This is a genomic window from Variovorax sp. 01N429 (assembly GCF_056399425.1).
The window spans coordinates 61,275-85,376 of the sequence record NZ_JBFTRG010000005.1; the positions used below are offsets into that span (position 1 = coordinate 61,275).

At 63.4% G+C, this 24,102-nt stretch carries 21 protein-coding genes; 9 read left to right on the top strand and 12 right to left on the bottom strand.

Annotated features, from left to right (window positions below; genetic code table 11):
• Window positions 1-120: 120 nt before the first annotated feature.
• From AC1DSF_RS10790 to AC1DSF_RS10800, 3 genes are read left to right on the top strand one after another with little or no spacing between them, the layout of a single operon-like run.
• On the top strand, window positions 121-675 hold the full coding sequence (locus AC1DSF_RS10790) for a VOC family protein (protein WP_478127437.1): 555 nt from the start codon (window positions 121-123) through the stop codon (window positions 673-675).
• Window positions 668-1,789, top strand: a complete 1,122-nt coding sequence (locus AC1DSF_RS10795) for an alpha/beta fold hydrolase (protein WP_478127438.1) — start codon at window positions 668-670, stop codon at window positions 1,787-1,789. Before AC1DSF_RS10790 ends, AC1DSF_RS10795 begins: the two co-directional genes overlap by 8 nt.
• Entirely contained in the window at window positions 1,771-3,414 is a 1,644-nt protein-coding gene (locus AC1DSF_RS10800) for an FAD-dependent oxidoreductase (protein ID WP_478127439.1), read from the top strand. Before AC1DSF_RS10795 ends, AC1DSF_RS10800 begins: the two co-directional genes overlap by 19 nt.
• 31 nt (window positions 3,415-3,445) lie before the next feature.
• Here AC1DSF_RS10800 and AC1DSF_RS10805 read toward each other — a convergent pair whose 3' ends face one another.
• Genes AC1DSF_RS10805 through def form a run of 5 tightly spaced genes read right to left on the bottom strand, consistent with a single transcriptional unit; the run spans window position 3,446 to window position 6,515 of the window.
• Complete coding sequence (locus AC1DSF_RS10805) at window positions 3,446-3,793, bottom strand: AzlD domain-containing protein (RefSeq protein ID WP_478127440.1); 348 nt, start codon at window positions 3,791-3,793, stop codon at window positions 3,446-3,448.
• A complete protein-coding gene (locus AC1DSF_RS10810) occupies window positions 3,790-4,530 on the bottom strand; it encodes an AzlC family ABC transporter permease (RefSeq protein WP_478127441.1) in 741 nt (246 codons plus the stop codon). The genes AC1DSF_RS10805 and AC1DSF_RS10810 overlap by 4 nt, the downstream gene beginning before the upstream one ends.
• Window positions 4,530-5,483, bottom strand: a complete 954-nt coding sequence (gene fmt / locus AC1DSF_RS10815; RefSeq protein ID WP_478127442.1) for a methionyl-tRNA formyltransferase — start codon at window positions 5,481-5,483, stop codon at window positions 4,530-4,532. The genes AC1DSF_RS10810 and fmt overlap by 1 nt, the downstream gene beginning before the upstream one ends.
• 7 nt (window positions 5,484-5,490) lie before the next feature.
• The gene (locus AC1DSF_RS10820) at window positions 5,491-5,982 is read right to left on the bottom strand and encodes a hypothetical protein (RefSeq protein WP_478127443.1); all 492 of its coding nucleotides are present in this window, start codon (window positions 5,980-5,982) and stop codon (window positions 5,491-5,493) included.
• A complete protein-coding gene (def, locus tag AC1DSF_RS10825) occupies window positions 5,982-6,515 on the bottom strand; it encodes a peptide deformylase (protein WP_478127444.1) in 534 nt (177 codons plus the stop codon). Before def ends, AC1DSF_RS10820 begins: the two co-directional genes overlap by 1 nt.
• Window positions 6,516-6,675: 160 nt before the next feature.
• On the opposite strand from def, the gene AC1DSF_RS10830 reads away from it, so the two are divergent.
• The 3 genes from AC1DSF_RS10830 to AC1DSF_RS10840 all read left to right on the top strand — a co-directional run bounded on the left by AC1DSF_RS10830 (window position 6,676) and on the right by AC1DSF_RS10840 (window position 9,665).
• Window positions 6,676-7,896, top strand: a complete 1,221-nt coding sequence (locus tag AC1DSF_RS10830; protein ID WP_478127445.1) for a LysM peptidoglycan-binding domain-containing protein — start codon at window positions 6,676-6,678, stop codon at window positions 7,894-7,896.
• 18 nt (window positions 7,897-7,914) lie between these two features.
• Complete coding sequence (gene dprA / locus AC1DSF_RS10835) at window positions 7,915-9,063, top strand: DNA-processing protein DprA (RefSeq protein ID WP_478127446.1); 1,149 nt, start codon at window positions 7,915-7,917, stop codon at window positions 9,061-9,063.
• A gap of 86 nt (window positions 9,064-9,149) precedes the next feature.
• Window positions 9,150-9,665 carry a Smg family protein gene (locus tag AC1DSF_RS10840; RefSeq protein ID WP_478127634.1) on the top strand — a complete coding sequence of 172 codons (516 nt, stop codon included), beginning with the start codon at window positions 9,150-9,152 and terminating at the stop codon, window positions 9,663-9,665.
• A gap of 168 nt (window positions 9,666-9,833) precedes the next feature.
• Here the strand turns inward: AC1DSF_RS10840 and AC1DSF_RS10845 are convergent, their stop codons facing one another.
• The 5 genes from AC1DSF_RS10845 to AC1DSF_RS10865 all read right to left on the bottom strand — a co-directional run bounded on the left by AC1DSF_RS10845 (window position 9,834) and on the right by AC1DSF_RS10865 (window position 19,685).
• On the bottom strand, window positions 9,834-12,254 hold the full coding sequence (locus tag AC1DSF_RS10845; protein WP_478127447.1) for a DUF1631 family protein: 2,421 nt from the start codon (window positions 12,252-12,254) through the stop codon (window positions 9,834-9,836).
• A 129-nt stretch (window positions 12,255-12,383) separates the two neighbouring features.
• Window positions 12,384-13,337, bottom strand: a complete 954-nt coding sequence (gene secF / locus AC1DSF_RS10850) for a protein translocase subunit SecF (RefSeq protein ID WP_478127448.1) — start codon at window positions 13,335-13,337, stop codon at window positions 12,384-12,386.
• A 12-nt stretch (window positions 13,338-13,349) separates the two neighbouring features.
• Window positions 13,350-15,227 (bottom strand): protein translocase subunit SecD, encoded by a 1,878-nt coding sequence (secD, locus tag AC1DSF_RS10855; protein ID WP_478127449.1) that lies wholly within the window; start codon window positions 15,225-15,227, stop codon window positions 13,350-13,352.
• A gap of 284 nt (window positions 15,228-15,511) precedes the next feature.
• Window positions 15,512-15,841, bottom strand: a complete 330-nt coding sequence (gene yajC, locus AC1DSF_RS10860; protein WP_478127450.1) for a preprotein translocase subunit YajC — start codon at window positions 15,839-15,841, stop codon at window positions 15,512-15,514.
• A 226-nt stretch (window positions 15,842-16,067) separates the two neighbouring features.
• Window positions 16,068-19,685 (bottom strand): indolepyruvate ferredoxin oxidoreductase family protein, encoded by a 3,618-nt coding sequence (locus AC1DSF_RS10865; protein WP_478127451.1) that lies wholly within the window; start codon window positions 19,683-19,685, stop codon window positions 16,068-16,070.
• A gap of 178 nt (window positions 19,686-19,863) precedes the next feature.
• Here AC1DSF_RS10865 and AC1DSF_RS10870 point away from each other — a divergent pair, with 178 nt between their 5' ends.
• On the top strand, window positions 19,864-20,352 hold the full coding sequence (locus AC1DSF_RS10870) for an Lrp/AsnC family transcriptional regulator (protein ID WP_478127452.1): 489 nt from the start codon (window positions 19,864-19,866) through the stop codon (window positions 20,350-20,352).
• Window positions 20,353-20,382: 30 nt separating this feature from the next.
• Here AC1DSF_RS10870 and AC1DSF_RS10875 read toward each other — a convergent pair whose 3' ends face one another.
• A complete protein-coding gene (locus AC1DSF_RS10875) occupies window positions 20,383-21,615 on the bottom strand; it encodes an NAD(P)/FAD-dependent oxidoreductase (protein ID WP_478182816.1) in 1,233 nt (410 codons plus the stop codon).
• Complete coding sequence (locus AC1DSF_RS10880) at window positions 21,587-21,982, bottom strand: VOC family protein (RefSeq protein ID WP_478182817.1); 396 nt, start codon at window positions 21,980-21,982, stop codon at window positions 21,587-21,589. The genes AC1DSF_RS10875 and AC1DSF_RS10880 overlap by 29 nt, the downstream gene beginning before the upstream one ends.
• 1,000 nt (window positions 21,983-22,982) lie before the next feature.
• Here AC1DSF_RS10880 and AC1DSF_RS10885 point away from each other — a divergent pair.
• Entirely contained in the window at window positions 22,983-23,573 is a 591-nt protein-coding gene (locus AC1DSF_RS10885) for an NAD(P)H-dependent oxidoreductase (protein WP_478182818.1), read from the top strand.
• The gene (locus AC1DSF_RS10890; protein ID WP_478182819.1) at window positions 23,570-24,100 is read left to right on the top strand and encodes a DUF2867 domain-containing protein; all 531 of its coding nucleotides are present in this window, start codon (window positions 23,570-23,572) and stop codon (window positions 24,098-24,100) included. Before AC1DSF_RS10885 ends, AC1DSF_RS10890 begins: the two co-directional genes overlap by 4 nt.
• Window positions 24,101-24,102 lie beyond the last annotated feature (2 nt).

The following is a 24,102-nucleotide window of genomic DNA, read 5'->3' on the forward strand; positions in this document are numbered from 1 at the left end:
GCACGTGGCGCAGCGTCAAATTCCGCTGATTTCCATCTATCGAATTATTTTGATTGAATGGGAAGAAAAACCATCGCCGATCACACCCTCTACGTCTTGAGAGCCCTGTTGGAGACATCCATGCCCGCCGAGAACCCGCCTCTTTCCTCGCCTCCTGTGCCCGTCCAGGGACTTCACCACTTCGCGTGGCGCTGCCGGGACAGCGAGGAAACCCGCCGCTTCTACGAGGACCTGCTGGGTCTCCCGCTGACGCACGTGATCAAGAGCGATCACGTCCCGAGCACTGGCGAGAATTGCCCCTACGTCCACATCTTCTTTCAGATGCGCGATGGTTCATCGATCGCCTTCTTCGATCTCGGTGACGATGTCGCGGCACTGCCTTCGCCCAATACGCCGGCCTGGGTCAACCATCTCGCCTTGCGTGTCGACTCTCTGGAAGAACTGCTGGCCGCCAAGTCGCGGCTCCAAGCCGCAGGCGTCGAAGTACTGGGGCCGACCGACCACCACATCATCAAGTCGATCTATTTCTTCGACCCCAACGGCATCCGTCTCGAACTCACCACGCCCACAGTGCCGAAGGCAGAAATGGACGAGCACGCCCGGCGCGCCCGCGCCGAACTCGATGCCTGGACGCAGCGCAAGGCAGACCTGCGGAAGGCAGCCCAGCATGGCTGAGTTGCAGCTCGCGGTCATCGACGTCAAGCCAGGGGCAGCGCTGGAGAGTCAATCGGGTTTGCAGATGCTGCGCCCGCGCATCTACGGCGCGTATCGCGCGCCGAGCGGCGCAAAAACGGTCGCGGCCATCGTCATGCATCCCACGAGCAACTTCATGGGGCACTACCTGATCGAGCCGCTCGCAGAGCGCGGCATCTGCTGCATGGGCCTGAACTCTCGCTATATGGGCAACGACACCATGCTGCGCATGGAACGCGCCATCCAGGACCTGGGTGCGGGCGTGCAGTTCCTCCGGGCCGCGGGCTACGACAAGGTCGTGCTGATCGGCAATTCGGGTGGCGCCGCGTTGTCCAGCTTCTACCAGGCACAAGCGGAGAACCTCACCGCACATCATTTTCCGGACGGTGACCCGACGCATCTCCATCCCGACGATTTGCCGCCAGTGGACGGCATCGCGCTTTGCGCAGCGCACCAGGGCCGTTCCAAGCTGATGCGCGACTGGATCGACCCTTCCGTCACCGACGAGCACGACCCGCTGTCGGTGAATCCCGAGCTCGATATGTACGACGCTCGCCACGCGCTGCCCTACAGCGCCGAGTTCCTGGCGCGATTCAGCGCAGCCCAGAAGCAGCGGCTCGACCGTATCGAGCATTGGGTGCTGGAGCGCCTACAGCAATTGCGCGGCACGCCCGGCGCGCCGCGCGACCAGGCATTCATCGTCTACCGCACGCACGCCGATCCGCGCTGCGTCGACTTGTCGATCGACCCTAACGATCGGGCGCCAGGCAGCGTCTGGGGCAATGCGCGACAGGTGAACTATTCGGCCAACGCGATGGGCCGCGTGACGTCGTTGACCGCATTCCTGTCGCAATGGTCATCGCGCTCACAAGCCGACGGGCCATCGAACCTCGCGCGCACGACGGTGCCTCAGTTGCTGCTTACCTATACCGGTGACCAGTCGACCTTCCCGAGCACGCGCGACGCGTGGATGGCCGCAGGGGACCGGCGCATTCGCAACGTCGACATCGTTGGGGGCACCCACTATCTTGCAGGCCAGCCGGGACTCGTGCAGCAGGCTGCGGATGCGATTGCCGAATGGGCTCACGCGCTTTGAACACCGGATACGAACTGCCGCGATGGCCCTTCGTTCCGCCGCCTGAACTGGACGGTGGCGCAGTCGTACGCCACCCCATCGTGATCGCCGGCGGAGGCCTCGCGGGATTGACGCTGGCCTGCGACCTTGCCCGGCGCGGCGTGCGCACCGTGCTGCTCGATGAGGACGATACGGTCGGCGTGCGCGGCGCTTCGTCGCGCGGCATCTGCTATGCGCAGAAGTCGCTGGAAATCTTCGCACGGCTGGGCATCTACGAGCGGGTTGCCGGGAAGGGCATCACATGGTCTTTCGGCCGCACCTTCTCGGGTGAGCAAGAGGTCTACAACTTCAATCTGAAGACCGACAGTGTCTCGGTGCAGCCGCCCTTCATCAACCTGCAGCAGTTCTACATCGAGTGGTTTCTTGTCGATCGCATCGTCGACCTCGGTCTGACCGACCTGCGCTGGAAAAATCGCGTAGCGCAAGTGACCCCGCTCGCCGACTGCGTTTGCGTGGACGTCGAAACACCGTCTGGCCACTACACGATCGAAGCCGAGCACCTCATCGACGCCACCGGCGCCAATAGCGCGATTCGCACTCAGCTCGGCATCGATGCGCACCCGTCGCGCAGCACCGACCGCTGGTGCATCAGCGATGTGCGCTTCAAGAAGCCGCTGCCGACCGAGCGGTGGACCTGGGTCGATGCCCCCTTCAACGAAGGTCGCGCGGTGTGGCAGCACCTGATGGGCGACGGCGTCTGGCGCATCGACTACCAGATGCCGGAAGACTGCGACGCGGCGCACATCAGCAAGCCCGAAGTGGCCGGTGCGCGGCTGCACAACCAGCTCGGGACTGACGTGGAATTCGAGTTCGTATGGATCGGGCCGTATGGCTACCGTGACCATTTGCTCGACAACTTCAGACACGGCCGCATTTTCTTCATCGGCGATTCGGCGCACGTGGTGAGCCCCTTCGGCGCCCGCGGCGGCAACAGCGGCATCCAGGATGCGGCCAACCTCGGCTGGAAGCTGGCACTGGTCGCCAACGGCTTGGCTGGCGACGCCCTGCTCGACACCTACGATGCCGAGCGAAGGCACGCCGCTGCGGAGAACCTGCGCGTCACGAGCCGCTCGGCGCGCTTTCTCGCACCGCGGTCGCCGGCCGAGCACATGCTGCGCCGCGCGGTGATGGCACTGGCGTCGCGCCATGCATTCGCTCGCACACTCGTCAACACGGGCCGAATGTCAGTAGCCAACGAATATCCGGTGGCGCCTCATCTGCCGGAGGGTGGAAGGACCGTGCAGAACCTGCCGCTGCGCCGCCATGATGGTACGTCGACCACGTTGATGGAGTTGCTGGACGAGGGCTCGCATTGCCTCGGCCTCTGGTTCGCGCCCACGCGCGCGGAAGCGGACGCAGCGGCCGACGCCGTCACTTCATTGCCTGTGCGGCTCGTGGCAATCGGCGGCAACAGCGGGCTTCCGACGCTGCAGCCGGATGAGATGCTGGCGCGGCACCTTGGGAATGCAACGCCGGGCAGCCTGTGCCTCGTGCGTCCGGACGCCTACCGCGCCGCGCTGCTGACTGAACCTACGCCAGCAAGCATTGCAGCCGCCATCCGCGCCGCACTCGTGTACGCTGAATGAGGTCGCTCATCCGCACGAATCCTGTGGCCGGTTACCAGCCCAAGCCGAGGTGCAGCGGCAGATAGACCGCCATCCCGGCGAGCATCGTCCCCAGCACGCCGCGCCGCCAAAAGAAGTAGGCAGTGCCGGCCACGGCGCCATAGAGCCTCGCGTCGTGCAACGTAGAGGTCAGGTGGCCTTGCGTCATCACGATTTCGGGAATGATCACTGCGGCAAGCGCGGCGGCGGGGGCGTAGTGCAAAGCGCGGTGGGCCCACTCCGGCAGACCCCAGGGCCGATCGAGGATGAAGAAGAAGCAGCGCGTCAAGACCGTGACGCCGGCCATGCCGAGGATCACCGCAAGCGTCCACCAATCGGTCTGGCCTGTCCCCACGTTCACTTGTCATCCTCCGCGTCCGGATCGAGTCCAAACTGCTTCTCGAGCCAGAAACACAGCAGCACCGCGACCCCGATGCCGGCGACGATGTTGAGCTTGAGCGGCAATGCATATGCCGCCACGGCGGTGACCCCCGCAATCAGCACGGCCAGCACGCGCAGACGCGTGCTCGCCATCGAGCAAACGATCGCCACCAGGCTCAGCACGCCGGCGAAGCCCAGCCCCCAGCTTTGCGGGATCATGTTCGCGAGCAAGATGCCGACGAGGCTCAGCACCATCCACGCCACCCAAGTCACGCAATAGTTGCCTGTGAGATAGGCCTCCTGCCCGCGCTGCTCGGCGGCCGATTCCGGCGGGCGCGGGTACTTCCGGGTGAAAAGCGCATAGCTCATGTCGGCCGTGAGATAGCCATGGGTCATGCGACGCCAGCGCGGCATGTGCATGAGATAGGGCCGCAGGTGAAGGCTGAAGACCACGAAGCGCAGATTGACGCAGAAGCTCGTGGCCAGGATCACCCACGCCGGAGCGCCCGCGATCAGGAGCGGAATGGCGGCCAGTTGCGAGCTGCCCGCATAGACGAGCACCGTCATAGCGATCGACTCGAAGAGGCTCATGCCCGACTGGAGCATCGACACGCCGGTCATGAGGCCCCAGGCGCCGATGCCGAGAGCGACGGGCAACATGTCGCGCAAGCCTTCGCGAAACTCCGGCCGGCTCCGAATGGACGTCGAGAGAAACATCAGCCGAAAACCTGGCCGGGCTTCACATCGAAGCCACGCAGGAAATCGGCGACCGGCAGGCGCTTGCCGCCGGCGCGCTGCAGTTCGGAAATCACGACCACGGAATCCCTGGCGGCGACGGCGATGCCGTCTGGCGTGACAGCGAGGACCGTCCCCGGCGCTTCACCGGGGGCTTCGGCCCTGCTCCGGGCGGCCCAGAGCTTGACGCTTTCGCCGTCCAGCGTGCTGGTCGCACCCGGGAAGGGATCGAAGGCCCGGATACGGCGCACGATGGTGGCCGCATCGAGTGACCACTCAACCTGCGCCTCGCTCTTCTCGACCTTGTGCGCGTAGGTCACGCCTTCGGCGGGTTGCCGCTCGGCGCGGAGCGTTCCCGCTTCGGCTTGCTTCAATGCTTGCACGATCAGGCGACCGCCCATCGCTGCGAGTCGGTCGTGCAGCCGCGAGGTCGTGTCGTTGCCGATCGCGATCGACTCGCGCAACAGCATGTCGCCGGTGTCGAGGCCCGCGTCCATCTGCATGATGGTGACGCCAGTCTCTTCATCTCCCGCCTCGATCGCGCGGTGGATCGGTGCCGCGCCGCGCCAGCGCGGCAAGAGGCTCGCATGAATGTTGAGGCAGCCGAGCCGCGGCGCATCGAGCACCCATTGCGGCAGGATGAGCCCGTAGGCGGCAACGACCATCACGTCAGGCTTCGCTTCGGCGATGGCGTCGCGCGCGGCAGCGGCATCGTCCGGGTACTTGCCGTCCCGCCGCAAGCTGCGTGGCTGTGCCACCCGCCAGCCGCGGCTGATTGCGAACTGCTTGACCGGCGATGCATGCAGCTTCATGCCGCGGCCGGCCGGGCGGTCAGGCTGGGTCAGTGTCAGGACGATCTCGAACCTAGGCTCAGCCGCGATCGCTTCCAGCGCGACGCGCGCAAACTCGGGTGTCCCCGCGAACGCAACCTTCATGTGGCGCTCACCGGTTGATCAGCTCTTGGGTCAGGTCGTCGCCGGTGTTGTAGTGGTCGACCACACCATCTGGAGAGACGTAGATGTACAGAAAACGCCGCTGGTTCAGGTGCTTGTAGCGCCAGCTCCAGACGTCTCCGTCGAACGAGGTCACGCGCGTGATGTCGAAGGGACGTCCGTAGGTGCGCAGCACGTCAGGCACGCGCCATTCGCCAGGCTTGATCGTGCTGCCGAACAAACCTTCGAACAGCTCCTGCCGCACGGAAACCACTTGCCCGCTGGCATCGATGTCGATGTTGGAGACTTCGAAACCCATCGGCGCCCGCGAGTACTGAAGCCGTTCTCCGCCGCCTGGCAAAGGATAGGTCGCAGTGGGTGTTCCCACTTGCTGCAGAACCTGCGCCCGCGATGCGCCCAGCGGGGTCCGTGTCGGATCGCTTGCGCAGCCGGCCAGGGCCACGACTAGTGCCAGCGGCAAGATCCAGCGGCGATTCCTCATCAACGCCGTCCTTCGCGCTGCTCGACCTTCTGGTCCTCGCGTTGTTGCTTGAGCAGCTTGCTCTTGATGCGGTTGCGCTTCAGGGGCGACAGGTATTCGACGAAAACCTTACCCAAGAGGTGATCGAGTTCATGCTGAATGCATACCGCCAGCAAACCCTCGGCCTCGATTTTCTGCAGCTCGCCCTGGGCATCCAGTGCGGTCACGCGGACGGCCGTCGAGCGCTCGACGCCGTCGTAGATGCCGGGTACGGACAGGCAACCCTCTTCGTTGAGGACTTTGTCGTCACTCGCCCAGACGATTTCCGGATTGATCAGCACGAGCGGCTTGTCTCGCTCTTCCGAAACATCGATCACGACGAGGCGCTCATGCACGTCGATCTGGGTGGCCGCGAGACCGATGCCGTTGGCGTCGTACATGGTCTCGAGCATGTCGGCAACGAGGGCCTTGATGCGTGCGTCGACGCCTTGCACTGGTTTCGCCACCGTATGCAGTCGCGCATCGGGGTAACTCAAAATGGTTCGTTTTGCCATGAAAGCGAGGAAAAGTTGTCGCTATTTTCGCCATTTCCGCGACGCGTGAATGTGAGGCGGGGGATATACATTGCCCAATCTAGGGCTTCAGCGCAAAATTCGTAGCAAATTGTGAGGATTCGTACGTTCTGCGTGGCGCAGTGTGTGCACACCATTAAACATGAATAAATTCCGAATCAAAGAACACCTGCGTCCCAGCCTTTTCGCCACGCTGACAGCCCTCGCTGCCTTGGGCATGGGAGCCACCACGGCTTCCGCGCAAAACTATCCGATCACGCCGCAACAGCGCGCCACAGCCCAACAAACGGCACAAGCCGGCATCCCAGTGAGCGAACTGGCTCCCAACGCGCCGGACGAATACACCGTCAAGCCGGGCGACACGCTCTGGGCGATTTCGCGTCTCTATCTGCGCAGCCCCTGGCGCTGGCCCGAGCTCTGGGGCATGAACATCAGCGAGATCTCGAACCCACACCGCATCTATCCGGGCCAAGTGCTCTATCTGGACAAGACCAACGGCCGCGCTCGCCTGACCACCCGTCGTGGCGGCGCCGCCGACGGCACGGTCAAGCTGTCGCCGCGCACGCGCTACGAGTCGCTCTCGGGCATGGCGCTGCCGACACTCAATCCGAGCCTGATCGAGCCGTATCTCAGCGAGCCGATCATCATCGACCAGAACACGCTCAACAGTGCACCGCACGTCGTCGCGGGCAATGACAGCCGCGTGCTCCTGGCCCGTGGCGATCGTGCCTATGCGCTGGGCGACATCAATTCGGCACTGATCGAGACTGCTGGCCCGATCCAGACCTTCAGAGTCTTCCGCAACGCCACGCCGCTGACCGACCCCGCCACCGGCGAACTGCTCGGCTACGAAGCAGCTTATTTGGGCAGGGCACAGCTCATGCGCAGCCAGTCGGTCGAAAGCCAGTTGGTCGACGGCAAGGAAGTGACGAACATCGTCCCGGCCACCATCGACATCACTGCGGCACGCGAGGAAATGCGCGCCGGCGATCGTCTCTTGCCAGAACCCCAGCGACAGTTGCTGAGCTACGCGCCTCGTGCGCCTGAACAACTGATCAACGGACGCATCGTTTCCGTTTACGGCAACGCGGTGCAATACGTGGCTCAGAACCAGGTGGTCGTGATCAACAAGGGAACGCGCGACGGCATCGAAGCGGGCCATGTGCTTGCCATCCTCAAGAACGGCGACACCGTCGTCGACCGTGCGTCGAACCCCGACTATTCAGGCAAGCAAGTGGTCAAGCTGCCCAATGAGCGCATTGGCTTGCTGATGGTGTTCCGGCCGTTCGAAAAAGCCTCCTATGCGCTGGTGCTCGAAATCAGCGATGCGCCGAAGCCCGGCGACCTGCTGGTCAACCCGTGACGCCGCGCTCGACATCGCGTGGAACGTGAGGAACTCGCAGGCTGGCTGCGTCTTGCACTGACACCCGGCATCGGCAACGTTGCCGGTCGCAAGTTGCTCGCGGCGTTCGGCTTGCCTTCAGGCGTTTTCGCGCAGTCCCGCGAAGCACTGCAGCAAGTCGTCACGCCGGCCCAGGCCGATGCGCTGCTTCAGCAGGCGCCCACATTCCCCAGCGCACTCGACCAGACTTGGGACTGGCTTCAAGGCTCTGAAGAGCAAGGCGCCGTGCGGCGGATCGTGACGCTTGCCGACGCGGGCTATCCGAAGCCGCTGCTCGAAACAGCCGATCCCCCGCTGATGCTCTATATGCTGGGCGCGCCTGCGTTCGACCTGACGCAGTTGGGCCACAGCATTGCGATGGTGGGCAGCCGCAACCCGACCGCGCAGGGTGCGGAGACTGCGCGCGCCTTTGCGCGAGCATTCGGAGAAGCAGGCATCCCCGTCGTGTCCGGCCTCGCTCTCGGCGTCGACGGCGCAGCGCACGCCGGCGCACTGGAGGCGGGCGGCGGACCCGATCGACTGGCAACGGTCGCGGTGGTGGGCACGGGACTGGACCGCGTCTACCCCGCCCGGCATCGCGAACTCGCCCACCGCATCGCGGCGCGAGGCCTGATCGTGAGCGAATATTCGCTCGGCACTCCGCCGCTCAATCAGAACTTCCCCAAGCGCAATCGAATCATCGCGGGGCTGTCTCGCGGGACGCTGGTCGTGGAGGCGGCGCTTCGGTCGGGTTCGCTGATCACCGCGCGGCTCGCGGCGGAGCAGGGCAGGGAGGTATTCGCGATACCCGGCTCGATCCACTCGCCCCAATCGCACGGTTGCCATGCGTTGATCCGCCAAGGCGCAAAGCTCGTCGAATCCGTCGCCGACGTGCTCGAGGAACTGCACTTCGACGCATCCACGGCGGCGTCGGCGTTGGCTCAGCCATCGTCTCCATCGGAATCTGAAGGCGCGAACGAGCCTGGTTTGCTGGGCGAGATGGGCTTCGATCCGGTGAGTCTCGATGCGCTCTGTGCGCGCACCGGCTACAGCGCGGCAGAGCTTCAGGCCCGTCTGCTCGAACTCGAACTGGACGGCCGCATCGCGCGCTTGCCTGGAGGATTGTTCCAGCGCATTGCGGCTGGCTGACCGATCTCGCGGCCGCGCGGCCGAGCGGCTTGGATATCGTCGTGTCCGCGCAACTTTTGAGCGCGTGCCTGGGCTATATTGAACCCATGTTCGAAGTGCTCGTGTTTGTCTACGAAAACTACTGGCGCGGCGACGCGTGCCCCGAGCCCGAGCAGTTGGGTCGAAAGCTCAGTGCGCAAGGTTTCGACGCCGAAGAGATCCGCGACGCGTTGCAATGGCTCGACGGCCTCAGCCTGGCGACGCAGGGCATCCAGCTCAGCAGGCACGCAGACAAGACCACCGCCACTGTCACGGTTCGAACCCGCAGCGATGACGTGATGGCTCCATCTCCGGATTCGATCCGCGTCTATTCGATCATCGAGCAGGACCACATCGGCGCTGAATGCCTCGGCTTCATCAGCTTTCTGGAATCTTCCGGGGTCCTGCCGGCGGGCATGCGAGAAATCGTGATCGAACGCGCGATGGCGACACCCAGCGAACCGCTTTCGATCGATGAACTCAAGATCATCGTGTTGATGGTGCATTGGAGCACCGGGGTCGAGCCCGATGCGCTAGTGCTCGACGAGCTCTGCGATGACAGCAGGGCGCGCGTCGCGCATTAGCTGTTGCTCGCCCCCAGGCTCGCGCACTTCGTGTCGCTCTCCACCCCCTGACCGGGGGCAATACCAGCGGCCCGGCTAAGCCGGTTCCGCGGTATTCCTGTTGCTCGTCCCCCAGGGCTCGCGCGTTCGTGTCGTTTCGCCTTTCCGCTGCCGGAGCTTGAGCCGGCGTTAGTTCAGCAGGCGTTCGGGGTTGGCGTCTAGCTTGGCGAGGGCTTCGCGGGTGGCGCGTACGGTGAGGGTTTCTTCTTCGGCGGGGACGAGGAGGCCGGCTTGGAGGTAGGAGGCTAGCCTTCCGACCTGGATGAGGAAGCTGCGGCCGTCGCTGGAGGCGAAGAGGTGCAGTTGCTTGCGGTCGCTGCGCCAGACGAATTGGACTTGGCTCACTCGGTCGTTGTGGTCGAGCATGAACCAGTTGCCGACCTGAAGTTCGTGGGCCCAGGCAAGCATGTCTTCGCTGACCTTGGTGCCGGTGTCGGGCACTATCTCGATGGAAGCGGCATCGACGCCGAGCAGGAGCTCGATGCTTGCGGCGTCGAGCGGAAGGTCGGTCGCGCCTTCGTCGGACACGAAATCCTCGAGGTTGGCCAGGCGCTTGGCCATGGCTTCGATCTTTGCCTGCGGGATCGCCTCGGTCTTCGACATGAAGGCATCGGACAGGGTCGCACCGATGGTCTTGATGTGCGCTTCCTGGGGTTCGCCGACGATGCCCAGCAGCGTCATGCCCTGGCGCAGGCGCTGAAGGAGCTTCGGGAGATCCTGGATGACGCGCGTGCGGTCGTTGCGGTTCGGCTTCGCGCTCGCTGCCCACACGAGATCGGATGCGGAACGCTTGAGCGTGACCGTCTGCTCGTCTTGCGGCCCATAGCGCAGCGCGGCAATGGCCAGCACCTCGGCCCAGACCTTGAACAGGAACTCGCGGATCTCCTCGCGCACCGGCATGTCGTTGAGCATCTTGCGCAACTCGATGGTGTACTGGATCGCCATCGTCTCCTTCTGCTCGACCTGCTGCGCCACGCTCATCACCTTCTGGGTGGTGTCGCTTTGGGTGAGGTACTTGTTGAGGAAGGCGACGAATTCGTCGAACACCAGCTTGAACACGCGCTGGCCGGTTTCAGGATATTGCTCGATCACCTGCACGACACGGCGGATCTCGCCCTCCAGTGCACTGCCGGAAATGGCGGCGGCATCGAAGCCCATCACGCACGAGCCCATGCGGTCGATCAGCATCCGCGCCGGATGCTGCAGCGTGCCGAAGAACTCAGGCTCGGCAATGGCCACTCGCAGGACCGGCATCTGGAGCCTCGCAAACCAGACGCGCGCCGAAAACGGGATGCGCTCCTCGGCCAGAATCGCCTGGAACATCAGCGCGACGATCTCCACGGTTGCCTTGTCTGCGGTCGTCGGAGCCTTCTTCTTCAGCTCGGTGCTGCGCCTTCTCAGTTCGCTCGATGCGTTGTGAACGGCAGCAGCGTGATCGCCCACGACATACTGCGATGCCGCGACTTGATAGGCTGCCTCCGCATCGGCGATAGCGGCCGCGAAGGCGGGTCCGCCCATGCCGCCACCTGCCCCGCCGCCAAGACCACCGGCACCGCCGCCCATCAATTCGCCGCCACTGCCGGGCGTCCTCTGCTGGGTGATGTCGCCACCGATACGCGCCGTCACGAACCGCTTCAGATTAAGCAACACGCCCTGGGCGCGCTGACGTGCCAGCAGCAGCGGCGAGCCGCCCGTCACAAGCATCGTGTCGCCTCCGGCAGCACCCTGCGCGCTTGCTCCACGGCCCATGCCTACACCAATGGCCGCCGGAGCGAAGCTGCCGGGTGGGACGCCAAAGCCGCCGCGACCGGGCTGCGCTTGCTGGGCGATCCCCATTGATGCGCTGCCGGCATGCGAACCCGAAAAACTGCCCCCGAGCGCAGCGGCACCCGAGGTGACCGAGCCCGTCCGCCGGACGAAGCTCTTGAGGTCGATCTCCGGCATCACGTCACTTGCCACCAGGAAGGCGTTGGCCTCCTTGTAAGCCTTGACGACGGCGTCGACCATGTGCGCCTGCACCTGCTCCTGCACCCTGTTCCAGAGCTCGCGACTCAAGCCGGCCGCCAGCCATTGGCCGACCAGCACCTTCGCCAGGGTCTCGGGCTTCAGGACGTCCTTGGGATCGAGCTCGTGAGTCCCTTCGAGATGCTGGATGCGCAAGCGCAGGTCGTTCAGTTCGAAGCTGGCTTTGTCCTGGATGGACTGCGCAAGCCGCGATGAAAGGATGCCGGTTTCGACGACTTCATCGCCGATCAACTCGAGGCGCGACAGCGAATTGGAGATCGAGACGCCCGAAGCACCGCTTGCCAGCGCCTTTCGCCATGCAGCGCGTGATTCCGTCACCCAACCCGCACCGTGTGCCTGGAACGCCAGGAAGCCGTCCCGGTTCTCCTGCATTTCACGTGCATTGCCGACCTGTGCGGCCAGCGCGACCAGCCGCTCCTGAACTGCATGGGCCACCGGCCCAATCACTCCCTCGGTGGCGGCGACGAAACGCTCGCGCGTCTCGCGGGAAAGTTGGAGGGAGGATGCGTGGGACCGCGTGGGCATGGATGAACAGGATGCTATGGATTCAATTGAGCTATCGCGCGAGCTTGCATCGGGAAACGTAAGCGCACAAGAGCCGGCAATGCTCGGCAACCCCAACGCAACACACGTGCCGGGCCAAAACTTGAACGCTCAAACTGTTGCGCCGGCATTCGGATCGTCCGGATCCCCTTCCCGCTTGATCGGACCTTTCACGAGGTCCTCGCGCTTCACGCCCAGCCACATGGCGATGGCGGCCGCCACGAAGGCCGACGAATAAATGCCGAAAAGAATGCCGATCGTCAGGGCCAGCGCAAAGTAGTGCAGCGTGGGACCGCCGAAAAAGAACATCGATAGCACCACGAGCTGCGTGGACCCGTGGGTGATGATGGTGCGGCTGATCGTGGACGTGATGGCGTTGTCGATGACTTCGCGCGTGTTCATCTTGCGATAGCGGCGAAAGTTCTCGCGGACCCGGTCGAAGATGACTACTGACTCGTTCACCGAATAGCCCAGCACAGCCAGCACGGCCGCGAGCACCGCCAATGAGAACTCCCATTGGAAGAAGGCGAAGAACCCCAGGATGATCACCACGTCGTGCAGGTTCGCCAGTACGGTCGCGAGGGCGAACTTCCATTCGAAGCGGAACGCCAGATAAATCATGATGCCGACCACCACCATCCCAAGCGCCTTGAGGCCGTTGGTGGTGAGCTCTTCGCCAACTTGCGGGCCGACGAACTCGGTGCCGCGCAGCGTCGCCGAAGCGTCGGCGGCCTTGAGGGCGTCCATGACCTGCGTGCTCTGCTGGGCCGAGGTCTGGCCCTTTTGCACTGGCAATCGAATCTGTACGTCCCGCGAAGTGCCGAAGTTCTGCACCTGCACGTCGTGATAGCCGAGCGTCGAAATCGTTTCGCGCACCTTGCCGACGTCGACGGACTGCTGGTAGGCGACTTCCATCACCGTGCCGCCCGTGAATTCGACCGACAGGTGGAGCCCGCGATGCAACAGGAAGAACACCGCCAGCAGGAACGTGATGAGAGAGATCGCGTTCAGCACCAGCGCGTGGCGCATGAACGGGATCGTCTTGTGGATTCGGAAGAACTCCATTTTTGGTGCCCCTTATTTCGCGTCCGCAGCGACCTGGTTGGCCGGCTTCCAGACGGTGCCGATCGACAGGGTCTTGAGCTTCTTCTTGCTGCCGTACCAGAAGTTGACGAGTCCGCGTGAGAAGAACACGGCCGAGAACATCGATGTGACGATTCCGATGCAGTGCACCACGGCGAAGCCGCGGATCGGACCTGATCCGAAAGCCAGCAGCGCAATGCCGGCAATGAGCGTGGTCACGTTCGAATCGAGAATCGTGCCCCATGCGCGGTCATAGCCAGCATGGATGGCCGCCTGCGGCGAGGCTCCGCTGCGCAATTCCTCGCGGATGCGTTCATTGATCAACACGTTGGAGTCGATTGCAACGCCGATGGCGAGCGCCATGGCCGCGATGCCGGGCAAAGTCAGCGTTGCCTGGAGCATCGAGAGGACCGCCACCAGCAGCAACAGGTTGACCGCAAGTGCAATCGACGAGAACACGCCGAAGAGCGCGTAGTAGATGCACATGAACACCATGATGGCGATGAAGCCATACATGACGCTGTCGAAACCCTTCTTGATGTTGTCGGCGCCCAGGCTCGGGCCAATGGTGCGCTCCTGGATGATTTCCATCGGCGCGGCCAGCGAACCGGCGCGCAGCAGCAGCGCGAGATCGTTGGCTTCGACGACGCTCATCGATCCCGAGATCTGGAACCGATTGCCGAGTTCGCCGTTGATCGAAGGCGCCGTGAGCACTTCGCCCCTGCCCTTTTCGAAGATCAGCATCGCCATGCGCTTGCGATAGTTCTCGCGGCTGACGTCGCGCATGATGCGGCCGCCCTTGGCGTCCATCGTCAGGTCGACCTTCGGCTGCTGGGTTTGCGAATCGAAGCCGGGTTGCGCGTCGGTGAGGTTCTCTCCCGTCACCAGCACTTGCTTCTTGACGATCACGGGCCGGCCCTGGCGATCGAGGAATTTTTCGGAGCCGAAGGGCACCGGCCCTGTGCCCATTTCAGCCGCGCGGCCTTCCGCGCTTTCGTCGACAAGTCGCATCTCGAGCGTGGCGGTGCGGCCCAGGATGTCCTTGGCCTTGGCCGTGTCCTGGACACCGGGCAACTGCACCACGATGCGGTCCAGCCCCTGCTGCTGGATCACCGGTTCGGCTACGCCGAGTTCATTGATCCGGTTGTGCAGCGTGGTGATGTTCTGCTTGAGCGCCGCGTCCTGCAGTCGCCGTGCGGCTTCAGGCTTGATGGTCGCGGTCAGCTTGAAGTCGGTGCCGTCCTGGCTCTCGACCGCCGTGAGGTCGGGGAATTGGTCCTGCAACAAGGCCTTGGCCGCTTGCAGGCCTGCGGCGTCGCGGAATCGCATTTCGACGGTCTGGTCGACGCGCGTGACCGAAGTGCCGCGCACATTCTTGTCGCGCAGCCCCGTGCGGATGTCGCTCGCGAACGACTCCGCCCGCTTGTCCATGGCGCCCTTCATGTCGACTTGCAGCAGGAAGTCGACCCCGCCGCGAAGGTCGAGGCCCAGGTACATCGGAAAGGCGTGCAGCGCCGTCAGCCAGGACGGCGAACGCGACAGCAGGTTGAGCGCAACCACATAGGGCGGATCGCTTGGATCGGGCACCAGTGCATGCTGGAGCACATCGCGTGCCTTGAGTTGATCGTCGGTGTTGGTGAACCGCGCCCGCACCGAAGTGGCATCAAGCGTCAACAAGTCCGGCGCCAGTCCGGCCACCTTGAGCGCCTCCGCGACTCGGGCCTGGGTGCTGGCGTCGACCTTGCTGGTCGACTTGGCCGCCGACACCTGCACCGCAGGTGCCTCGCCGAAGAAATTGGGCAGGGCATAGATCAGCCCCACGAGCAACACGATCACGATGACCGCGTACTTCCAGACCGGATATCGGTTCATCTCTATTACTCGCCCCCAGGCTTCGCGCACTTCGTGTCGCTGCGCCTACCCCCTACCGGGGGCGCTGCCAGTGGCCCGGCGAAGCCGGTTCCACGGCAGCCCACGAATGTGGGGCGCGCTGAGCGCAGCCGATGGGAAAAAAAGTCACTGCTCATTGGAATAGGCCGGCGAAGCCAGGCCCGTTGGTGAAACACCGCGGAACCGGCTCCGCCGGGCCGCCGGTGTTGCCCCCGGTAGGGGGTAGGCGAAGCGACACGAAGTGCGCGCAGCCTGGGGGGGAGCCATTACTTTATTGCGCCCTTGGGAAGGACCTGCACGACGGCGCTGCGCTGGATCTGCACTTCGACGCCCTTGGCAACTTCGATGGTCAGGTATTGCTCGCCGATCTGGGTGATCTTGCCGAGGATGCCGCCGGACGTTGCGACTTCGTCGCCCTTGGCCAGCGCCTCGATCATGGCGCGCGCTTCTTTCTGGCGCTTCATCTGCGGACGGATCATGACGAAATACAGCACCACGAACATCAGGACCAGCGGCAACATGCTGCCGAGCGAGGACATCATGTCGCTGCCTCCGGCGGCAGGTGCGGTCTGGGCGAAAGCAGAGGAAATGAACAAGGGAGTCTCCAGCAGAGGGAAGAAATAAGAGCGCCGGCCTCCCGTACATGAATACAGGAGGGCCCGCGGGTCCGCGGCCCAGTCAAACAGGCCGCGCAGCGCGGGGCCTGGCCGCGCACAGCACCGGGGATTGTAGGGGTTGCCCGCGCCCACACCGGCAGCCCGGCAAAGCCGATTCCGGGTCTTTCAATCAGAGGGCTGGCTTCGCCCTCCCCAGCGCGAGACGCTAAGCAGCGACCTTCGCAGCCTGCGGATTGCGCCACTTGGCCATCAGGTCGGCCCAGCGGACGCGCGCGGCAGCCAGGTTGCGATCCTTGACGTGCCCGTAGCCGCGGATTTGCTCCGGCAAACTGGCAAGCTCGACCGCGGCTGCGTGATTGGCCGCGTCCAGCCCGGCGAGCACTTCGTCGATGCTCGCGCGGTATTCGCCAATCAGGGCGCGCTCGGTCTTGCGTTCCTCGGTGCGGCCGAAGATGTCCAGCGCCGTTCCGCGCAAGCCCTTCAGCTTCGCGAGGACTCTGAAGCCGGGCAGCATGGCAGGGCCGAACTTCTGCTTTTGCAGTTCGCCCTTGGCGTTTTTCTTGGCGATGATGGGCGGCGCGAGGTGGTAGTTGAGCTTGTAATCCTTGCCCATCTCACCCTCGAACATGCCCTCGATGCGCTCGAGGAAACTGCGGTCGGTGTGCAGGCGGGCGACTTCGTATTCGTCCTTGTAGGCCATCAGCTTGAACAGATAGCGCGCGACAGCTTCACTCAGGCTGGTCTTGCCCAACGCGGCTTCTGCCTTCTGCACCTTGGCAACGTAGGCCTTGTACTGTTCGGCGTAAGCGGCGTTTTGGTAGTCCGTCAAGAATTCCACTCGCCGCGCGACGAGCGTGTCGACCGAATCGCGCTTCTTGAACTCGATGACGTGGCCTGGCTGGACACGCTTTTGCAGTTCGGCAGGCCGCTGTGCGGCCTGGCGGCCCCATTCGAAGGCAGCCTTGTTGTTGTCGACAGCCACGGCGTTGAGTTCGATCGCGCGCATCAGCGACGCGTGCTCGAGCGGAACCCAGCCCTTCTGCCACGCGTAGCCCAGGATCATCGGGTTCACGTAGATGCTGTCGCCCATCAGCGAAGTGGCCGCGGCGTCGGCATCGAATGCGCCCACGGCATCGGCGCCGACGGCGCGCGCGATCTCCGCGGCGCAGGTGTCCTGCGGGTTCTGCCAGTTGGCGTTGCGCACGAAAGCGGCCGTCGGACTGCTGTGGCTATTGAGCGCCACGTGCGTGCGCCCTTCGCGCATGCGCGCCATCGTCTCGGCGTTCACGCTCACCAATGGATCGCAGGCCAGGATCAGGTCGGCAGCCGCCGTGCCGACGCGTGTCGTGCGGATGTCGTCCTGTGTATTGCCGATCAGCACGTGGCTCCAGGTGGCGCCGCCCTTCTGGGCGAGTCCGGCAGCATCCTGCGTGACGATGCCCTTGCCCTCGATGTGGGCCGCCATCCCGAGCAACTGCCCGATGGTGATCACGCCAGTGCCGCCCACGCCGGCGACCACGATGCCCCACACCTGTCCGCCGCCGAGCGCGGGAACCGAAGGCTCCGCCAGCGCACCAAGTTCGATCGGCGCCGCTCCCTTGCTCTTCGACTTCTTCTTGAGCTGGCTGCCTTCGACGGTGACGAAGCTCGGGCAAAAGCCCTTGAGGCAGCTCATGTCCTTGTTGCAGGTGCTCTGGTTGATCGCGCGCTTGCGGCCGAATTCGGTTTCGAGCGGCTCGACCGACAGGCAATTGCTCTGCACGCTGCAGTCGCCGCAACCCTCGCAGACGAGTTCGTTGATGACGACGCGCTTGGCCGGATCGACAGCAGTGCCCCGCTTGCGGCGGCGACGCTTCTCGGTCGCGCAGGTCTGGTCATAGATGATCGCCGTCGTGCCCTTGATCTCGCGGAACTCGCGCTGAATCGCATCCAGCTCGTCGCGATGGCGCACCTTGACGTTCTCGCCGGGCACTGTCACGCCCTCGTACTTCTCCGGCTCGTCCGTGACCACGACGACCTTCACGGCGCCCTCGGCATGCAGGCTCTCCGCGATCTGCAGCACCGAGTGCCCCTCGGGCCGCTCGCCGACCTGCTGCCCGCCGGTCATGGCGACCGCGTCGTTGTAGAGGATCTTGTAGGTGATGTTCACGCCGGCCGCGATGCTCTGGCGAATGGCCAGGAGCCCGCTGTGGAAGTACGTGCCGTCGCCCAGGTTGGCGAAGATGTGCTGGTCCGTCGTGAAGGGCTGCTGGCCCACCCAAGGCACGCCCTCGCCGCCCATCTGTGTGAAGCCGATGGTCGAGCGGTCCATCCACGTGGCCATGAAATGGCAACCGATGCCGGCCATGGCACGGGAGCCTTCCGGGACCACGGTGCTGGTGTTGTGCGGACAGCCCGAGCAGAACCACGGCTGGCGCGTCGCGTCGGCCATGGCGATCGTCTGCGGCGCGGCCATGGCGCGTTCCTTGGCTTCGAGGATGGCCAGCTGCGCGTCGATGCGCGCACCCATGTCCGCACCCGCGGCGGCGAGGATGCCGGTCTTCTTCAGACGCTGGGCAATGGCCTTGGCGATCATCGCCGGGTTCAGGTCCGCGTTCGAGCGCAACAGCGTGTGCGCAGTCGGATTGGGCATCGACCATTCGCCGCCGGAGTAGCCCTCCGCATGGTGCACTTCGCCTTCGTCGAACTTGCCGACCACGTTGGGCCGCACGTCGGCCCGCCAGTTGTAGAGCTCTTCCTTGAGCTGGTATTCGATGACCTGGCGCTTTTCCTCGACCACCAGGATTTCCTGCAGACCCGTCGCAAATGCGCGCGTGAGCTGCGCTTCGAGCGGCCACACCACGGCCACCTTGTGCAGCCGGATTCCAAGCTGCCGGCAGGCCGCATCGTCCAGGCCGAGGTCGATCAAGGCCTGGCGCGTGTCGTTGAACGCCTTGCCGCTGGCCATGATGCCGAAGCGATCGTGAGGACCTTCGATCACGTTGTGATTGAGCCGATTCGCGCGGATGTACGCCAGCGCGGCGTACCACTTGTAGTGCATCAGCCGCGCTTCCTGCTCCAGCGCATGGTCGGGCCACCGGATGTGCAAACCACCGGGCGGCATTTGGAAGTCGGTGGGCGTCACGATCTCGACGCGCTCGGGGTCGATCATTGCCGTGGCGCTGGATTCGACGATTTCCTGGATCGTCTTCATGCCCGACCAGATGCCGGCGAAGCGGCTCATGGCAAATGCATGAATGCCGAGGTCGAGAATGTCCTGAACGTTCGCGGGAAAGAACACCGGCGTGCCGCACGCCTTGAAGATGTGATCGCTCTGGTGCGCCGCAGTCGAGCTCTTGGAGATGTGATCGTCGCCAGCCACGGCGATGACGCCGCCCCAGGGCGTGGTGCCGGCCATGTTGGCGTGCTTGAAGACGTCGGAGCAACGGTCCACGCCGGGGCCCTTGCCGTACCAGATCCCGAAGACGCCATCGAACTTATTCGTGCCCGCGGGCGAGAAGCCGAGTTGCTGTGTACCCCACAGCGCGGTGGCCGCCAGTTCTTCGTTGACGCCTGGCTGGAAGACGATGTTCTGTTCCTTGAGGAACTTGCTGGCCTTCCATAGCGCCTGGTCGTAGCCGCCGAGCGGCGAGCCGCGATAGCCGCTGATGAAGCCGGCCGTGTTCTTGCCCTGCTGCTGGTCGCGCAATCGCTGGAGCATCGGCAGCTTGACCAGCGCTTGCACGCCGCTCATGAACGCGCGGCCATAGTCGAGTGAATATTTGTCGTCGAGCGTGACCGTTTCCAGGGCTTTGCGGATGTGCTCGGGCAGCGGGGCATTCATCGGTTGTCTCCAAGTGACCAGTTGGCTGTGCCTTGTGGGCGTGGCTTGCGAAGCATCCGGGTCGGGTGCCTCTCGGCCATCATCACGCAAAGTGTATGCCTGCTGTGACGACAGGTGTTTGCGTTCTTTGCCCGCTCAAGGCCCGATCTTGAAAGGATCTTGCTTAAAATGCGCCAGAATGGAAAGTCTTGACAAGTTTGACCTCGCGATCCTGCAAGAACTGCAGACCGATGGACGACTCACCAACGCCGAGCTTGCGCAGCGCGTGGGGCTGTCGGCTGCGCCGTGCTGGCGCCGGGTCCGTTCGCTCGAAGAGGCCGGCTTCATCAAGGGGTATCACGCGGAGATCGACCGGCACAAGATCGGCCTCGGGGTGCTCGCCTTCGTGCGCGTCGACACCGAGCGCACGACTGGCGACCTCACCCGCAAGCTGGAGGATGCGATTCGCAAGCTGCCGGAAGTCATCGCGTGCCACTACATCAGCGGCACAGGCACCTTCGAGCTGCAGGTGGTTTCGCAGGACCTGGACAGCTTCTCGCGCTTCGCCTTGCGGCATCTGATCAACCTGCCGAACGTCAAGGATCTGCACACCAGCTTCTCGCTCGGCGAGGTCAAGGCAAGCCACGCCTTGCCTCTCGGCCATTTGAGCCCCAAGAGCGCGCGGTGAGAGCGCCCTGTCGTCGCCGGTGTCACTGCGTCAGCGGGGCAGCAGAAGTTGCAGGATGCCCATGGTGCTCACGAGGCTGGCTGGGTCATGGGTTTCCTGCAGCACACCACTCAGGTGGGTCTTGATTCCTTCGCTATGACGCGCTCGCCAGATCAAGAGATCGGCCAGCCACGGATGGTTGTTGATGCGATTGGCCTGCTCGTAAGCGGCGAAGCGCGGCTTCAGTGCGCCCAGCGCGGCTTCATAGCGCCTGCGCGCTTCGTCATCGCCCAGTCGTTCGTCGCGATGCGCCTCGATCTCATCGGCAGCGAGCATGCCGGTCTCCATCGCCTTGCCAATGCCCTCCCCCGTAAAGAGATAGGTGCTGCCCGCCGCTTCGCCCACCACGAGCATCCCGGGCCGAGACCAGCGCGCGCCATCGAGTGAGCAGCGCAGCGGCGCGCCCTTGAGAGGTCCGAGCGACAGCCCGCTTTCCAACAAATCGCGTGCTGGCGGATGGACCCGCACGAAGGCGTCGAACAGGTGGCGCAGGTTGACGTCAGTCTTTCCGATCACGCCGACACCCACATTGAACACGCCGCCGGCGCACGGAAAAATCCACCCGTAGCCTCGCCGAAGCGCGCGATGCCATACGACTTGCAACTCGGTCACACGGTTGAGCATGGCGTCGTTCTTGATATAGCCCCGAAGCGCAATCCCGCTCGGCGCGCGCCGTTCGCAGATGCCGGCCGCCGCCAATGGCCCGGAACCGGCGCCAGTGGCCAGCACAGTCCAGCGCGCACGCACTGTCCGCGAGAGACCTCCGGACATCGAAAAGATCGCGCCAGCAACTTGTGCTTCGGGGTCGAGAAAGGGCTCCTCGAACTGAGCGGACGGTAGCCAGCGCGCACCGGCCCCGACCGCCGCCTGGCGAAGTATTTCGTCCAGTTGGCGGCGCGGCAAAACGGCCAGCCGCGCCGGTACGTCCACCCTGCCTCCCCGAGGCCCGAAGCACGCGACATGCTGCGCGCTTCTGGCATGCGCCAGCACTTCGTCGAGAACACCAAGCCGCGCGAGGGCGCGATGCGCGTCGGGGATCAGGCCGTCACCGCAGACCTTGTCCCGCGGAAACTCATGCTGGTCGGCGAGCACGACATCGAAGCCCGCATTTGCGAGCACCTGGGCGCAGGCGCTGCCAGCCGGTCCGGCGCCGATCACGAGGACGTCGCAGGTCCATGGAGCGCAAGCGGGATGGTCAGCCGCTACTGTTGCTGCCGCTGCCATACGCGCGAGTGAGGATCTCGAGGCTGTGGCCGTCCGGGTCGTCCCAGTAGAAGCCTCGACCGCCATCGCCGTGGTTGATCTCGCCGGGCCGATGATGGCCGGGATCCGCCCAATAGCGGATGCCGCGCACCCGAATGCGACCGAAGATTTCGTCGAACTCATCCTCGCTCACGAGAAACGCATAGTGCTGCCAATCGACCTCCCCGTCGACCTGCATGAAGTCCAGCGTGACGCCGTTGTCGGTCTCCACGCCGATGAACGGCCCGAAGCGGACTGGCGCGCCTCGACCGAGCAATTCCGCCAGCAATTCCGCCGACGCACGCGGATCGCGGGCTTTGACGATCGTGTGATTCAGATGGATGGGCATGATGCTTCTCCGGGGCAAGAACGCGAATATTACGGTTGCTGTGCAGGTCGTTGAAGCAGCGCGGCAACTGGCGGCTGGCTTCTACTTCCTGAGGACAGGATCGCCTGCCAGCTGCATCGCAGCTCGTTCACTTGGCACCAGTCTTATAGCCGCCGCGGCTCGGCGTTTTCAAAGTCCTCGCTCGAGGTGGTCGCCCCCCGGGGGAGGTCGGTCACCGCCAGAAAACGTGTCTTTTCCATCACCTTACGCGGGCGCACCTTCGCCAATTCGACAGTCCATGCGCTCGGTCGCGTGCGCGTCGTTCGGCAGATAAGTACCAAACTACCGCGTCAGTCAGAGGACGCAGCCCGCTTCCGCGGTGCACGGCTCAGTTCGAGGGCGTTCCATCCAATTGCCGCAGGCGAGAAGAAATTGCTCGTCTCGGGCCTCATGCCCGCGAGGTGTCAATCACAGCGCGCGCGGCTGGGCGCGGCAAGCGAAAGTTCCGTTGGCCACTGCGGCCCGCCGGTGGCATTTGCGCTCGATCAATTTTTCCAACTCAATATGGCTAAAGATCGATCAGCAGCAATGCTGACAAAGTGCACCTATCTTTTATCTGGTCGACGACCGAGATATTTCTCGCACATACCCAGACGAATCTTTCCGAGATTGCGACGGCCACATCCAAGATTCGTGCATAGCCACAGCCTCCCCGCGATTACTACCATCGGCAGGCCCGCGCCTGCCAGCAACCGCCGCCTAAAGACTCTCTTGGTGAATCATGAAAAGTGCAGTCGAAGATCAAAAAAATGCGAGCTAAGGTTCGCAGACCTACGAAGAGTAGGAGGTCACAAACCGAGGAAATTGAGTCCCAATCCGGATATCGCAATTTTTAGTTGAACTCACTTGAAGCAGACGACTTGACGGGCGGCGATTGACGTCGATATGTCTAAACTTTGACGCTTAAACTTTCTTTGCAATTCTTGCGAATCGCCGCTTCATAAATTCAATCGGAGTAATTTTGAAGATACTACTGATTTCGGGCCATCCCAATTTAAACCTGTCGCGGATCAGCAACGCGCTCTTGAATCGGCTCGCAGCTGAGGAAGTGACATTGCACCGGCTTTCCGAGATTCATCGGGATTACCAATTCGATGTACACGCCGAGCAGGAACTGCTCGCTCAACACGACCGCATAGTTTTACTCTTTCCTTTGTACTGGTATTCCTGCCCGGCCATCATGAAGAAGTGGATTGATGATGTGTTCACGCCGGGCTTTGCGTACGCGCGCCATGGAGACAAGTTGCAAGGCAAGGAGTTTTTAGTTGCCACTACGGTAGGCGCGCCTGAAGCGGGCTATCGAGCTGGGGGGTTCAACAGCTATACCGTTGACGAACTGCTCCGCCCTTTTCAGCAGACAGTTTCATACGTCGGAGGAAGGTATCTCACACCTATCGTCGTGTACGAATCTGTGTTCATTTGCGACGTGGCTATCGCCGCTGTGGCAGACGATGTAGCCTCCGCCGTCCAGGCTATTCAAGACCCGCCTGACGTGGCCTACGAAAAGCTCCTCATCAAGGCAGAGGTGGCACAAATCGATCTGATTCAATGATCGCGTCTTACGAATGTGCCGCTCACGACTTGCCTCAATGCGCGCGACTTATTTCTGATATTTCGCAACTCGATTTTCTCCACTCCGCAGGAACACGAGTGGACCCAGAATTGACCGCTTTCGAGGCTTATTGTGAGATGACAAAAAACATGTCGACGGCGCTGCGGCTCGCATTCCTTCTGCGCGACAAGATCTCCAGGTTATTCAAGGTGGAGGAAATCTACGGCTTCACGGGACACAGGCCATCTGAGGCGCCACATGCGGGAGGCAAGCTCGATTTTTTCACCGTTGAAGCTCTAACCGACAGCCAACTGGTACTAACGTCAAAAGACAAGCACCTGGGGGTAATGGTGTCGCTAGACCTGATTTCGCGCGCCGAAGTCGCTCCAACGGCAAAACCATCAAAGTGGCTTCACCTAACAGCTTCGGTCAAAACCTATAACGCATTCGGCAAAGCCTACATGGTTCCGGTTGCACCCGCCCACAGGGTGATCGTGAAGAAAATGTTGCAAGCCGTACGGATTTAACA

Coding starts and splice junctions, on each gene's coding strand:
- AC1DSF_RS10865 (WP_478127451.1), bottom strand. CDS start 19,685: ATGAATGCCCCGCTGCCCGAGCACATCCGCAAAGCCCTGGAAACGGTC.
- AC1DSF_RS10800 (WP_478127439.1), top strand. CDS start 1,771: ATGGGCTCACGCGCTTTGAACACCGGATACGAACTGCCGCGATGGCCC.
- AC1DSF_RS10875 (WP_478182816.1), bottom strand. CDS start 21,615: ATGGCAGCGGCAGCAACAGTAGCGGCTGACCATCCCGCTTGCGCTCCA.
- AC1DSF_RS10810 (WP_478127441.1), bottom strand. CDS start 4,530: ATGTTTCTCTCGACGTCCATTCGGAGCCGGCCGGAGTTTCGCGAAGGC.
- AC1DSF_RS10870 (WP_478127452.1), top strand. CDS start 19,864: ATGGAAAGTCTTGACAAGTTTGACCTCGCGATCCTGCAAGAACTGCAG.
- AC1DSF_RS10820 (WP_478127443.1), bottom strand. CDS start 5,982: ATGAGGAATCGCCGCTGGATCTTGCCGCTGGCACTAGTCGTGGCCCTG.
- AC1DSF_RS10880 (WP_478182817.1), bottom strand. CDS start 21,982: ATGCCCATCCATCTGAATCACACGATCGTCAAAGCCCGCGATCCGCGT.
- AC1DSF_RS10795 (WP_478127438.1), top strand. CDS start 668: ATGGCTGAGTTGCAGCTCGCGGTCATCGACGTCAAGCCAGGGGCAGCG.
- fmt (WP_478127442.1), bottom strand. CDS start 5,483: ATGAAGGTTGCGTTCGCGGGGACACCCGAGTTTGCGCGCGTCGCGCTG.
- AC1DSF_RS10890 (WP_478182819.1), top strand. CDS start 23,570: ATGATCGCGTCTTACGAATGTGCCGCTCACGACTTGCCTCAATGCGCG.
- AC1DSF_RS10830 (WP_478127445.1), top strand. CDS start 6,676: ATGAATAAATTCCGAATCAAAGAACACCTGCGTCCCAGCCTTTTCGCC.
- AC1DSF_RS10790 (WP_478127437.1), top strand. CDS start 121: ATGCCCGCCGAGAACCCGCCTCTTTCCTCGCCTCCTGTGCCCGTCCAG.
- secD (WP_478127449.1), bottom strand. CDS start 15,227: ATGAACCGATATCCGGTCTGGAAGTACGCGGTCATCGTGATCGTGTTG.
- def (WP_478127444.1), bottom strand. CDS start 6,515: ATGGCAAAACGAACCATTTTGAGTTACCCCGATGCGCGACTGCATACG.
- AC1DSF_RS10845 (WP_478127447.1), bottom strand. CDS start 12,254: ATGCCCACGCGGTCCCACGCATCCTCCCTCCAACTTTCCCGCGAGACG.
- AC1DSF_RS10840 (WP_478127634.1), top strand. CDS start 9,150: ATGTTCGAAGTGCTCGTGTTTGTCTACGAAAACTACTGGCGCGGCGAC.
- secF (WP_478127448.1), bottom strand. CDS start 13,337: ATGGAGTTCTTCCGAATCCACAAGACGATCCCGTTCATGCGCCACGCG.